Annotated in this window: 5 protein-coding genes; all 5 read right to left on the bottom strand. The window is 61.2% G+C overall.

Annotation, left to right across the window (positions count from 1 at the left end; all coding sequences use genetic code 11):
* The coding region (locus HDE78_RS20370; RefSeq protein WP_179482963.1) for a YDG domain-containing protein at positions 1–7,553 on the bottom strand (7,553 nt) is incomplete at its 3' end.
* 142 nt (positions 7,554–7,695) lie between these two features.
* The gene (locus HDE78_RS20365) at positions 7,696–7,953 is read right to left on the bottom strand and encodes a hypothetical protein (RefSeq protein ID WP_179482961.1); all 258 of its coding nucleotides are present in this window, start codon (positions 7,951–7,953) and stop codon (positions 7,696–7,698) included.
* A 183-nt stretch (positions 7,954–8,136) separates the two neighbouring features.
* Complete coding sequence (locus tag HDE78_RS20360; protein ID WP_179482959.1) at positions 8,137–9,912, bottom strand: DUF885 domain-containing protein; 1,776 nt, start codon at positions 9,910–9,912, stop codon at positions 8,137–8,139.
* A 61-nt stretch (positions 9,913–9,973) separates the two neighbouring features.
* Positions 9,974–13,087 carry an efflux RND transporter permease subunit gene (locus HDE78_RS20355; RefSeq protein WP_179482958.1) on the bottom strand — a complete coding sequence of 1,038 codons (3,114 nt, stop codon included), beginning with the start codon at positions 13,085–13,087 and terminating at the stop codon, positions 9,974–9,976.
* 10 nt (positions 13,088–13,097) lie between these two features.
* Positions 13,098–14,228 carry an efflux RND transporter periplasmic adaptor subunit gene (locus tag HDE78_RS20350; protein WP_179482956.1) on the bottom strand — a complete coding sequence of 377 codons (1,131 nt, stop codon included), beginning with the start codon at positions 14,226–14,228 and terminating at the stop codon, positions 13,098–13,100.
* Positions 14,229–14,390 lie beyond the last annotated feature (162 nt).

Genomic DNA, 14,390 nt, shown 5'->3' with positions numbered 1-14,390 from the left:
CTGGCATCTTGCGCGGTGACGGTCAGCGCCGCCTTGCCGACGTCGAGCGTACCGTCGACGTAGCTGATGGCGTAGTTGTTGCTGCTCAGGCCGCTCGCGGTGATGCCGTAGTTGCCGGCGTTGATCGCACCCTGCGACGTGCCGCCGTAGACAAGATTGCCACCCAAGACACTCGACGTCTCGTTGTTGACGAGGCCGGTGTAGGTCACGCCGTTGCCGCCGGAATAGGCCAGCCCGTCGTAGGTCTTGCTGGCGTTCTGTGCGGTGACGGTCAGCGCCGCCTTGCCGACGTCGAGCGCACCGTCGACGTAGCTGATGGTGTAGTTGTTGCTGCTCAGGCCGCTCGCAGTGATGCTGTAGTTGCCGGCGTTGATCGCACCCTGCGACGTGCCGCCGTAGGCAAGGCTGCCGCCCAAGACACTCGATGTCTCGTTGTTGACGAGGCCGGTGTAGGTCACGCCGTTGCCGCCGGAATAGGCCAGCCCGTCGTAGGTCTTGCTGGCATCTTGCGCGGTGACGGTCAGCGCCGCCTTGCCGACGTCGAGCGTACCGTCGACGTAGCTGATGGCGTAGTTGTTGCTGCTCAGGCCGCTGGCGGTGATGCCGTAGTTGCCGGCGTTGATCGCCCCTTGCGACGTGCCGCCATAGACAAGGCTGCCACCCAAGACACTCGACGTCTCGTTGTTGACGAGGCCGGTGTAGGTCACGCCGTTGCCGCCGGAATAAGCCAGCCCGTCGTAGGTCTTGCTGGCGTTCTGTGCGGTGACGGTCAGTGCCGCCTTGTCGATGATGAACTGGTTGCCCGTGGTAGCCAATGTGTAGTTGCCGGCGGCGCTGCCACCGAGAGTCAATCCATCGACGAAACCGCCGCCGTTGTCGTTGTAGGTGCCGACATTGGGGCTGCTCACCGTGGAGCCATTGCTTGCCACGGTCAGCTTGCCAAGATCACCGGTGTACACGTTGCTGGTTGAAACCCCCCAGCACGTGTTGCCAGCGGTGCAGCTGGCAGGGGTGCCGTCGATGAGAACGACGCTGCCATTCCCGTTCACGGTTTGCGTGCCGTCGTACTGGCGCACGCCGGTCAGCGTGATGACGGCCTGGCTGATGTCGTAGGTATCGTTGCCGCCCACCAAGGTGTAGTTGTTGCTGATGCCGCTGACGGGAACCAGCGTCAACCCGCCCACGCCGACCTGCGCCGTGCCGGAAGGGGTGCCACTGGTGCCGCTTGCCGTGCCGCCGTAGTGACCGGCGTTTGCGCTGCCCAGCGAACCGGTGCCACTCAAGGTGAACGTGTCGGTGCCGACCCCGCTGAACGTGGTGCTGCCCAGCGTGGCGCTGCCCGCTGTCGCATCGACGAGATTGCCCGCGTTGACCTTGTTGGTGCCGTCGTACACGCGCGTGCCGCTGAAGCTGAGCACGTAAGGCGTAATGGTGACGCCACCGGCCAGTGTGTAGTTGCTGGCTTTGGCCCCGCTGTTGCCACTCAGCGTGAGGCCGGCGATACCGCCGCCGCTGGTGACGAACGACACCTTCGTGGGGCTGCTGCTCGTACCGGCCACATTCGCGGAAGACAGAGCACCGGTGCCGGTGCCGGCGAGGTTCAGCTTTTCGCCGTTTGCGCCGGTGAGCGTTACACAATCGGCGCCGCAGTCGCTGATACCCGAACTGGAACCATTGAGCGAGGTAACCAGATCGGCGTCGGCGTTGGCGGTGCCGTCGTACACACGCGTGCCGGAGAGGGTCAGAACCATCGGCGTAATCTGGAACGTGTTGCCCGTGGAGGCGATCGCGTAGTTGGTGTTGCTCAAGGTCAGGCCGGTAGCGTCGAACGTACCCGCGCCGGAGCCATCGCTGTTGTACGTGCCCACATCCGCGAGCGCCACCGAACCGCTGCCGCCGTTGACCTTGACCGTGTCACCGCTCACCACGCCAGAGGATGCATTGCCCGAAACGGCGCCGGGATTCTGCCAGGTCGCGCCGCTGCCGCCGACCGCGGTGTCGGTGCCGTCGTACTGGCGCGAACCGCCGATGGTGACGGGACGCTGAGTGATATCACCCGTCAGGTTCGCGGGTTGCACCAACTGATAGTTGCCGGCATCGCCGCCGCCGACGTCTGACGGGGTGATGTTGACGGTTTTGCCATTGCCGGCGTTCTTGTCGCTGAAAGTGCCGGCGATGTTGCTGCTGCCGATCGTGACGACGTCGGAGCCCAGCACGTCGCCCTTCGCGTTGCCCTGAGTCAGAGTCGCACCGTTCACCGACGCGGTCGTGGTGCCGTCGTAAACCTTGGTGGCCACCGTGGCGCCAGTGACGTCCAACGGCGCCTTGGTGATGGTGTACGTGTCGACGCCACCCACCAGAGTGTAGTTGTTGGCGTTGCCGCTGCTGGCCTGCAAGGCCAGCGTGCCGAGGGTGAAGTTGCCGCCCGTATAGGTGCCCACGTTCTTGCTCGACGCGGTGCCCTGCCCTGTCACGGTGAACTGGTCGCCGTTGATGCCGTTCAATGTGCCGAACACGTTGGCGTTGTCGGCGTTGGTGACGTTGCCGGACAGGCTGGAGTAGATATCGGTGGTGGCGTCATAGACGCGCGTGGCGCTGAGGTTCAGCACCAAGGGCGCGATGGTGCCGATCATGTTGCCGACCACCTGCGAGGGCAGCGCATAGTTCGACAGCGACGTCCCGGCGTTCGGTTTCCAGTCGGACGACACCAGGTTAGCGGTGACGTCGTAGGTGCCGGCGTTGGACTGCGGGCTGCCGGGGTCGCCGTAATATCCGGACTGCGTCTGAGTGATCGTACCGCCCTGGCCAGCCACCCAACCGCTGGTGCTGTAGTCGGCCGCAGGAATCGTGATGGTCGACGTGCCGTCGTACATCTTCGTGATGCTGCCGGTGAGGTTGGCGGTGATTTGTGCCTGCGCAATATCGGCGCTGAGGCCCGTGGGCTGGCTCAGTACGTAATTGCTGGCCGCGCTGCCGTTCAACGTGAAGCCGTTGGCGGTCACGGTGATAGGCTGGCCATTGGTCGACAGGAAGGCGCCACTCGGATTCGTGTTGGCGTTGGGCGTGGCGAACGTGCCCGTGCCGCTGCCCTGGTTCAGCGAAACGTTGCTCGCATCCTGCGACAGCAGGCCATTGACGGATGAGCCGGTGCCGCCTGCCTGGCTGAAGCTGGGCGTGGTGAAGGTGAAGGTGGCAGCCGTGGTGCCGTCGTAAGACTTGTTGTTGGCCGAGATGCCGGTCACCGACAGCGGGCGCGGCGCGATGTTGGCCGTGAGGGTGAGCGGTTCCAGGGTGTAGTTGCCGGCCGAGCTGCCGCCGAGGGTGAAGGTGGTAGTTACCACTTGGCCGTTGCCCGCATTCGCGCTCGCGAATGCGCCACTTACTGGCGAACCGGTCGCGGTGAAGCTGCCGTTGCTGTTGGGGACGAGGGTGCCGCCCGTGCTGCCGCTGACCCCGTCGGCCGTGCTGCTGGTGGAATTGCCGATGCTCAGCGTGATGTCGCCAGCATTTTTGTCCACGTCGGCAAGGCCGGCCAATTGGCCGTTGCTGATGTTGACCAGCGCCCCCGTGCCGCCGTCATAGATCTTGTTCTGCGCATATACGCCGTTGACGTACAGGCTGGCCGGGTTGATCGTGCCGTTACCCGTGGGAGCGTAGTCCAGGGTGTAGTTGGAGAGCAGCGTGCCGCTGTTGGCGATGTAGTTGTTCTGCGTGAGCGAGCCGGTAATGGCATCGGTGCCCCCGACGACGTTGCCATTGCTGTCGCGGGCGACGTTCGCCGTGGCGTAGGTGAACGACGCCGTCGGATTGATGGTGGCGCCCTCGCCGTTGACGAAGCCGGCGACCTGGAAGTTGCACGTGGCTGTCGGGCACGCGGCCGTACCCAATTGGGTGCCGCCCGTGAGCGGCAGCACCGTGGTGTTGCCGTCGTACGTCTTGGTGGGATTGCCGATGATGCTGACGGTCAGCGTTGCCGGATTGATGGTGCCGGTGCCGTAGGCCGCCACCGGAAAGGTGTAATTGCCCTCGTCGCTGCCGGTAAAATTGAAATCCGATTCCTGCAGCGTGGCGGTTATCGGCTGCGAGCCGACATTCTTGGTGGCGAAGGTGCCGGCGATGTTCTGGTTCACCGTGGCGCTGTCGCCGTTCACGAAACCCGAGAGATTGAAATTCCCGGGGATCAGCGTGAGCGAGGTGTTGCCATCGTAGGTTTTGCTGGCGCCGGTAATGCCCGCGACAATGCTTACGCCCAACGCCTTGGGCAGGATGGTGCCGTAGCCGAGCGCTGTGGTCGGCAACTGGTAGTTGCTCAGCGAGGTACTGCTGCCTGCCGAGAAGTTGGCGCCGGTCAGCGCCGCGACTACGCCCCACGTGCCCGCGTTGCCCTCGTAGCTGGCTGCCCCCGGCGCGGCGGCGTTGGACGTGTCGTAGTAATTGCCCGCGAAGGCGCCGTCCAGGTTGATGGTTTGACCTGGAATCACGCCAGACAGCACGAAGTTGCCGGCAGTCAGTGAGGCCGAGGTGTCCTCGGTGCCATCAAACGTGCGGGTTGGATTGTTATTGATGGCTATCGTCAACGGCGCCGGCGTGATGCTGCCGCTGCCGACGACGCTGGTATTGAAGGTGTAGTTGCCGGCCTTGGCGCCACTGGCGAAGGTGAGATCGGACGACTGCAACGTGGCCGTCACCGTGTCCGTGCCGACATTGGGCGCATCGGCACCGGTGTAGACCGCCGGAGCCTGGTTCACCGCGACGGTCTGACCCGCCACGGCGCCGCTGACCGTGAAGTTGGGCGTGGACAGCGTGGCGTAATCGGTGCCGTCGTAGATCTTGTCGGCGCTGCCGCTGAAGGCGATGGTCAGCGAGGCTGGCGTGATATTCGCAGTGAGGCCCGTCGGTTGGGTCACCGAATAATTGCTGTTGTTGACGGTAAGGCCGTTGACCGTCACCGCGAGGGCGTTGCCGACGTCAGCCTGACTGAAGGCACCGGTGGCTGAACTCGTGGTCAGCGTTGTCGATGCCTGGTCGGCGGCGTTCACGAAGCCGCTGAGCACGGCGTTGCCAGTACCCAGAGTATCGGTCGTCGTACCGTCGTACACCTTGTCCGTTGCGGTGACGCCGGCAACGGTGAGCGCCTTCTGGTAGATATCGGCAGTGAGGTTGGTCGGCGCGATCAGCGCGTAGTCGGCGACCTTGGTGGCATTGCTGCCCGTCAGGGTGAAGCCGCTGAGGGTAACGGCGAGGTTGTTACCCGCATTGGGGCTGGCGAAGTTGCCGCTGGCGCCGCTCGTGTCGAGCGTGACATTGTCGCCGTTGACCACGCCGTAGATGCTGGCGTTGCTGATGTTCAGCGGGTCGTTGGTGGTGGCATCGTAGGTCTTGTTGGTGCTCTGCACGCCGCTCAGATAGACCGGCGCCGGCGTGATGGTGCCGTAGCCGGCGGTCGAGTCGGCCGCGAGCGCGGCGGCGGTCGTCGAGGTGGCTGTGGGCAGGATGTAATTGGAAAGCTTGGTACCCGAACCGGCGACGAAGTTGGTGCTGGCGAACGAGGCATTGACCGCTACCAGACCGCCATTGGGAGTCGTACCGCCATTGGTGTTGACGTCGGCGCTGGCATAGCCCACCGAACTGGGCTGATTCACGGTGACGCTCTGCCCTGCGGCAAGACCCGTGATGTAGTAGTTGGACGAGGTCAGCATGGCAGTCGTCGTGCCGTCGTAGACCTTGGTGGGATCGCCGATGACGGTGGCGTACAACTGCGCCGCGTTGATCGTGCCGATGTTCGCCGTCTTGCCCGTGCCGGACAGGGTATAGCCATAAACCGGGATGCTGCCGTTGACGACGTTGAAACTGGTGATGGACGACGGCGAGGTTACCGTGAGGCCAGTGCCCACGTCGGACTGGCTGTACGTGCCGGCGGCCGAGCTGATGGTGTCGCCGTTGATCAAGCCGGAGTCGGTGATGTTGTTGCCGGCGAGCGTCGCGGTGGTGGCGCCGTCGTAGCTCTTCGTTACGGTGCCGGTGAGGCCCGTGACCGTGAGCGTGGGCTTGGTGCTGTAGAACACGCCGTTGCCCGTGGCTCCCGTTGCCGCCGCCGTGCCGATGGGGGCGTTGTACTGAATGAAGTTGGGCGTGAGGCTGCCCAAGTTCTCGCCCGTGGCCGTAGGGCTGGCGCTGTAGATTGCCCAATGGCCGCCCAGACCCGAAGCGCCCACGTTGTTGACGAAGGCATTGCCCGCATTCAACACCGTCTTGCCGCCGGCACCGGTATTGGTGATGGCGGCGTTGAGGTTGACGTTATTGCTCGCGGTCAGCGTGAGCGTGGTGTTGGCACCCCACGTCACCGCCTGATTGACGTTGACGTTGCCGGAGGTGCCACTGGCGCCACTGGCGCTGGTGAAGGCGACGTTGCCGCTGGCAAGCTGGCTTTCAAGCGTAGTGGCGGTGATATCGCCGCCGCTGGACGCGATAGTGAAATCGGTAGGGTCGACCAGCCACGTGCCGTCCTTGCCGCCGGGTGCCGCCTTGGTGGTGATGACGGCACCATTGGCGATGTGTGCCTGCGCACCGGACGTTTCGATGAAGCCGCCGTTGCCGCCGTTCGGCGCGCTGGCGTCCAGCGTGCCCGCCACGTTCACCGTACCCGCCTGCATGCCGCCGAGCAGGGTGATGGTGCCATTGTGATCCTGCACGGTTTGCGCCTGCACCGTGCCCGTGTTGTTGACCACGCTGTCGATCAGCGAGTTGCGCGCCCCTGCCGTCATCAGCACCTGACCACCGTCGGCGACGATGAGCTGGCGGTTTTCGACGAGGCTCTGCACGGTGTTGGCGTTCACCACCAGGTGCACGAGTCGGTTGTCGGCAAAGGTCAGCGTCATCGCCGTGCCGCCGGCCAGCGCCACCGTGCCGAGTTGCGCGCGGATCGTGCCCTGGTTCGAAACCGTGTTGCCCAGCAGCGCCGCGTAACCGCCGGGAGTGACGGTGATCGTGCCGAGGTTGACCACACTGCCCTTGCCGTTGCCGGAGAAGCGCACGGTGTCCGTGCCCAGCGTGCTCTGGTCGAGGTCGAGCGTGGAGGCGACGATGCCGCCCACGTTCACTTGTGCATTCTTGCCGAACAGCACCCCGTTGGGGTTGATCAGCCACACTTGGCCGTTGGCGTTGAGGTGGCCTTCGATGTCGCTGGCGGTGTTGCCCAGGATACGGTTGACCGCGATGGAGCTGCTGCCCGGCTGCAGAAAATCGACCGTCTGGTTGGCGGCGATGTCGAAGCTCTGCCAGCTCAACGAAAGATTTTGGCTGCTTTGCCGGATCGTGGTCGTATTGCCGCTTTGGCTGATCTGGCCCACACCTGCAGTGACCTGTCCGCCCGTCGTGCCGGCACAGGCCAGGCCCGTCATGCCGAGCGCTAACGACAGGACGGAAAGCATCGCCGTACGATGGCCGATGACGCGACGCCGCGCCGAGCCGGGCGACGAGCTCTTCGCAAACTCACATGCCGGCACCCATTGTGCGCTGGAGCGATTCCAGCACAGGCGATAAATGCGGTTCATGATGGAACTCCCCTTGGATGAGTGCTTAAGGGGCTCCTCACTTCATCCGCGGCTCAAGCATTTCCAGCATGGTTGCCTGTACAGCCTCCGGACTAAAACCCCACACCTACTATAAATCAAGCGTCTAGAAATGTGTTGATCTTCACGTTTTCACCATCAATTTCGACGTCCTACTTTGCCGGACATCATTTACAAGCCCGGAACACGCTCTAACGGCAGCGTCACGGAGCGCCGGTCTTCGGGCACCGGCCTTCACATACCGGGAGGAGATGCGCGACCAGCGGTCGCCGTCGAAAACGCTCTCGACCATCGCACTGCTGGCCCATAGCCATCCGCGCTGGTCGACTTTGAGGAAATCCAGCCGCGTGCCCGGCTGCATGACATCGTTGGCCGGCTGCATGAGCCGCTCGTCAGACAAGCTCATCTGCGACACCAGCAATGGTGTATGAGACGCATACATATCCGTGGACGGGCATGGATCAGACCAGCGCAGAAGCTCTAGATGTAGAACCTATGTATGAGTCGAGGAATCGTCCCTGATCGTTTCGGCCGTCGGCTTGTTGCATTGCCTGCTTCCCAACATTCAGGCACCTGCTTTTTTCGTTTCGATCCATGCATCGACTCGTTTCTCCAGAACATCCAGCGGTAAAGCGCCAGCGCTGAGAATTTCGTCATGGAAATCGCGGATGTCGAAGCGCTCTCCCAGCGTCTTTCGAGCCCGTTCGCGCAGCTCAAGTATTTTTAGTTGACCTACCTTGTAAGCAAGCGCCTGGCCCGGCCACACGATGTAGCGATCGACCTCCGATTGGATGTCTGAGTCGGTTACGTCGGAATGGGCGTGGAAAAAATCCACCATTTGCTGACGCGTCCAATGCTTGTAGTGAACGCCGGTGTCGAGCACGAGCCGATCGGCGCGCCACAACTCGCCGGTCAGACGACCATAGTCGGACAATGGGTCCTTGTAGAAGCCGATATCCTTGCCCAGTCGCTCCGCATACAGCGCCCAACCCTCAATGTAAGCCGTGTAGTCGGCCTGTTGGCGGAAGGCAGGCAACCCAGGCAGCGTTTGCGCGATGGAGAGCTGCAAATGGTGACCGGGAATGCCTTCGTGATACGCGATCGACTCCATGTCCATCGTGGTGCGGTGAGCAAAGTCCCCGGTGTTGACGTAGAGCTGCCCGGGTCGTGAGCCGTCCGGTGTACCTTGTTGGTACGAAGCGATCTGAAATCCCTTTTCACGGTATGCCTCGACCGGCACGACTTCGAGCTTGGTCTTGGGCAATAACCCAAAAAGCTTAGGCAACTCCGGCTGCATCTGTGCGATGAAGCCCCGATAGCGATTGAGAATGTCCTCCCGCGATACGGGGTGTACTTTCGTATCGACTTTCAATGCCGCGCGGAAGCTGGCCAGATCTGGGTACCCTTGAGACTTGGCGATGGCGGTCATGTCAGTCTCGATCCGCTTGACCTCTGCAAGGCCGAGTGCATGAATGCTTTCCGGGCTCTGCTGGGTGGTGGTCATCTGCGCGACGTCGAAACGATAAATCTCATCGCCCTTGGGCAATTTCCATACCCCTGGCTCGATGCGCCCTTGCGGTGCGTATTCCTTCGCCACGAATTCCCCCAGCCTGCGATAGGCTGGTCGTACGTCATCGTCAATGGCTGCGATGATCGCCGCGCGCAGACGTTGCTGGTCGGCCGTCGATACGCTGTCTGGGAAATGCTTCAACGGTTTGGCGAACGGGCTGTCGGCACTGGCCGTTTCGGCGATCCTGTTGAGCTGAACCACCACTTTTTTCAATAAAAAGCGTGGCGGCATCATGCCATCACGCGCGCCTTGTCGTGCTACGTCGGTCGCCTGTGCCAACGCGTTTGGAATCGCTCGTAGACGCGCAAGGTACTGCTCGTACTCTTTGGTATTGTCGAAGGGAATCGAACTTATCAAGGCGGGCAGCCTCAGATGCACCCCTTGATATTGGTCGATCGGCATTTCGTAAAGTTTCAAATCAAACGCGCGCAGGCTGGCTTTCAGCTGCCGCACCATCAGCTGCTGATTGAGCTTTTCCTCTTCGGAAAATCCGGCGGTGTCTATCGCCACAAAACGCTTCAGGAAATTCGCCGTAACCTCGCGCTCGCTTCGCGCATGCGCTAACGAGCCATCTATCCAGCGGTCGTTATAACGCAGGTCGCCGAGCACCGTGGCGGATTCAGGATCCTCCTGCAGCGTATGCTGCCATTGCTCGTCAAGCAGCGCATGCAGCGCTTTGACGCGTTGCGCTGCGTCCTGTGCCTGATCCGGTGCCGAATACGTCAGGCCACCCAGCAAAACAATCAACGTCATCCATAATCCTGTCTTCATTCAGTCTTTCCTCTCGATATTTTCCGGGTCGGTGTCCGCCGCGCATTGCACAACCATTGCTTCATTCGTGGTTTTGAAGAGCCCCGAGGCCGTAACCGTCCGATTCGGACGCCCGGTCAACGAAACGCATACGAAGGCGATCAAGCTGCACGTAAATCACTGGTGTTAAATACAAGGTGAGTAGCTGCGACAGCAGTAAACCGCCGACCACGGTTAAACCGAGCGGCCGGCGCACCTGCGAATCGGCACCCAAGCCAAGGGCAATCGGTAGCGCGCCCATCAATGCAGCCATGGTGGTCATCATGATCGGCCGGAATCGCACGTGGCAGGCTTCGAAGATAGCGGCGGCGGCAGTAAGGCCTTCTTCGCGCTGCCGGACCAGGGCAAAGTCGATCATCATGATCGCGTTCTTCTTGACGATACCGATCAGCATCACGATGCCGACAAATCCAAATAGATCCAGAGGCAAGCGGCACAGCTGCAGAGTGAACAGCGCGCCGACCGCGGCTGCCGGCAGACCGGACAAGATGGTCAGCGGATGAATGAAGCTTTCGTACAAGATGCCGAGCACCAAGTAGATTGCAAAAACCGCCAGCAGCAACAACATGCCGATTCCCTGCATTGAGGCTTGAAAAGCCTGTGCTGTGCCTTGCAGGTTGCCGGTAATACTTGCTGGCAAGCCGATCTTTGCCAGGGAGTCGTGGATGCCTGTCAATGCATCGCTCAGGCTGACGCCGGGAGCAAGGCCGAAAGATATCGTCACCGACGGCAATTGGCCTTGGTGGTTCACTGTTAGCACCTGTGACTTGCGTACGAACCGAGCTATCGTGTCCAGTGGAACTAGCTTGCCGGTGGCAGACGTGACGTAGAGTTTCGAAAGCACCGACGGATCGTTTTGCAGATTGCGCTGAATCTCCATCACCACCCAATACTGGGCGGCCGGACCGTAGATAGTGGATAGCTGGTTCTGGCTAAAAGAAGCCCCGAGTGCCGATTGGACCCGAGACATGGTCAAACCGAGTGGCGCCAGCTTGCTGCGGTCGACTTCGACGACAATGGATGGACTATCGAGACTGAGGTCGTTGGTCACGTCCTGAAAGCCGGGTATCGCCGTGAACGCCTGCGTCGCCACGGTGGACCATTTATACAGTGCTTCCAAGTCGAGCGATTGCAAGGTGAACTGGTACTGCGCCTTTGAACGCAAGCCGCCGATCTGGATTAAGGGTGGGTTGCGTACGTAGGCGCGCATTCCGATTACTTTCGCAAACTTCTTCCGCAACTCCTGCACAATTTCGTCCACTCCGAGGCGACGCTGGTTCGCCGGCTTCAGCTTCAGCAACATCTCGCCATCGTTGATGGTCGAACCTCCTGCCTCGATCGAGGACATCCAAGCTTCGATGTTCGGATCGTTCGCGACAATCTCTGCGAGCTGCTGCTGACGCGCCACCATGCCTCCATAAGAAACATCTTGCGGACCTTCGGTGATGACCTGCAGGCGGCCGCTGTCGCCAGCGGGAATGAAATCTTTTGGCACGGTGTAAAACAGCAGTGCTGTGGCCAACAAGCTGAGCGCAAACACGCCGAAAACCAGCCACTCTCGCGCCATACACCATCTCAGGCTGCGCACATAGACGCGCTGGGTCATAGCGAAGCCGCGGTTGAAAACGATGATCAACCCGTTTTTCTTTTTATGCTCGTTCGCCTTAACGAAGCGGCTGCACAGCATCGGTGTAAGCGTGATGGAAATAAAACCGGAGATCAGGATGGCCACACTGAGCGTTACTACGAATTCGTGGAAGAGCCGGCCGACAATGCCGCTCATGAACATGACCGGGGTAAACACGGCGATCAACGACAACGTCATAGAGAGAATGGTGAAGCCGATCTCGGTCGCGCCCTTGAGCGAGGCTTCGTGGGGATCGAGCCCTGCCTCCACGTGGCGCACGATGTTCTCCAACATCACGATTGCATCGTCGACCACAAAACCGACGGCAAGCGTCAATGACAGCAGCGACAGGTTGTCCAGGCTGTAGTCAAGCAAAAACATGGCGCCGAATGTGCCAGTCACCGATAGCAGCAGCGCCGCCGTCGGAATCAGTGTGGCGGAGAGATTGCCGAGAAACAGATAGATCACCAGGACGACTAGCATCCCAGCCAATAACAAGGTGAATTGGACATCTGCCACCGAGGCTCGTATCGATTGTGCGCGGTCATACAACACGTTGAGCTTTACCGACGGCGGCAGCCCTGCGGTGAAGCCGGGCAAGATTGCATGGATACGATCGATCAACGCGACGGTATTGGTGCCCGGCTGACGCTGAATCGCCAGCAGCACCGAACGGTCATGCTTGTACCAGCTAGCGAGTTGATCGTTCTGCACACTGTCGTAGGCCCGTCCAATATCGCCTAACCGAACGGGCGCGCCATTGCGCCATGCCAATACGATGTCGTTGTAGGGCGCTGCGCGCAGCAGCTGGCCTTCGTTGCGTACTTGGAACTGCTGGCTGGGGCCGTACAGCGCACCGGTCGATTGATTGACGTTCGCATTTTCGATGGCTTTCTGCACCTGATCGATACCAATGCCGGCTACTGCCAATCGATCTGGATTGACGCTGATTCGAACGGCGTATTTGGCCGCTCCATAAGCATAGACTTGCGCAACGCCGTCGATCGTTGACAAGCGCTGCGCCAGTTGCGTCTCGGCATACTCATCCAGCTGCGACACCGGCAACGTAGACGAGGTCATCGCTAGTAACAGCACCGGAGCGTCGGCCGGATTTACCTTGCGCAAGGTCGGTGGCGTAGGCATGTCCGGCGGCAATTGGCGCTGTGCGGCGGTGATCGCCGACTGCACATCCTGCGCAGCAGCGTCGATATTTCGACTCAATGCAAAGCTCAGGACGATGCTGGTTCCACCCGGCGAACTCGATGAATTCATCGTATCGATGCCGGGAATGGTGGATAACTGCGCCTCTAGCGGCGCGGCCACTGCGGAGGCCATCACTTCGGGCGAAGCGCCCGGCAAGCTGGCGAAAACCCGTATCGTCGGGTAATCGACGTTAGGTAACTCGTTTACCGCCAGTCGCGGATAGGCGACCACGCCGGATATGAGGACTGCAAGCATCAACAGCGTCGTCATTACGGGGCGGCGGATGCAAAGCGCGGGTAAATTCATAGCCCTGCGCTCATACATTCGGTGTCGTATGTACAGGGCTGCCATCGCTTAGCAGCAGTTGGCCATTCGTCACGACGCGCTCGTTGGCTTCCAGCCCTTGATTGATGACGATGCGCCCCTCCGTCGTAGCCCCCATATCGACGAAGCGTTGATGAGCCTTGCCGTCCGCGCCGATCACAAAGACAAAATTGCCCTTGTCCGAACTTTGCAACGCTTCCGCCGGTACGCTCACCACCTTCGTCAAATGTACCGTCGGTAAACTCACCTGCACGAATTGGCCCGGAGTAAGTCGGCCGTCGGCATTCTCGAAACGCCCCTTGAGCACGATGGTGCTGGTGTTGACGTCCACCGTGTTGTCGATGAAGTCCAGAACGCCATGCAAGTACAAGCCGTTTTCACCCGGCAGCCGTGCTTGCACAGCCACAGCGCCGCGTGCTTGTGCTGCGCGAACCGCGGCCAGACTGGCCTCCGGAATGTTGAAGCTGATCCGAATGGGTTCGATCTGATTCAGCACCACGATATCGGTGCTGTCGGCCGTCACCTGCGCCCCGGGCCAGACCGAGGGCAGCCCGACGATGCCGTCGAACGGCGCAGTCATTCGCGTATAGCCAAGCTGGAGTTTTGCCAGTTCCTGCGCAGCCTGGCTGGTCTGGAGATTGGCGCGAGCCACCTCTTCGTTGGTCCGATAGGCATCGAAACTGGTGCGTGAGATATAGCCTTGCGCCGCCACCTGACTGTAGCGTTGAAGATCCGCCTGTGACTGGGCGAGTTGCGCCCGGGCGCTGGCGGCGCTGCCTTGCGCCTGCACGAGCTGTGCCTTGAAAGGCAAGGGATCGAGCTGCGCCAGCAGATCCCCCTTCTTCACCTTTGCGCCTGGCGTGAAATCCAAGGCTTGCAGCTGGCCCGAGGCGCGCGCGCGCACGGTGACGGTGGACCACGCTTCCGTGCGCGCCACCACGTTCAATGACAGGTCCACATCGCCACGAGTGGCCAGTGCGCTCTCGACGGGTACGACGGTAGCGTCTCCGACGTGGCTAACTGGCTTCGGCGCCTGGGAATCATGGGAGAAATACATTGCCCCGGCCAACGTTGCCAGAACGGCAACGGCAACGATAATTGACTTCTTCCGTGGTGCGATCATGCGGGCACTCTTCAGCGTCTGTTGTTTTCACACACTCACGCGTTGTTAGTCCCAACCCGTATGCCTCGGCCATAAGCAGCCATCCGGACAGGCCAAAGGAGCAAGGCACTGACGTGCGTCCGAGGCAGCCGCGGAAAGAGTCGACGAGCGAACTAGCCCAAG

This window comes from Rhodanobacter sp. K2T2 (genome assembly GCF_013408815.1).
Classification (GTDB): Bacteria; Pseudomonadota; Gammaproteobacteria; order Xanthomonadales; family Rhodanobacteraceae; genus Rhodanobacter.
This window is presented reverse-complemented; position numbering and strand designations above follow the sequence as displayed.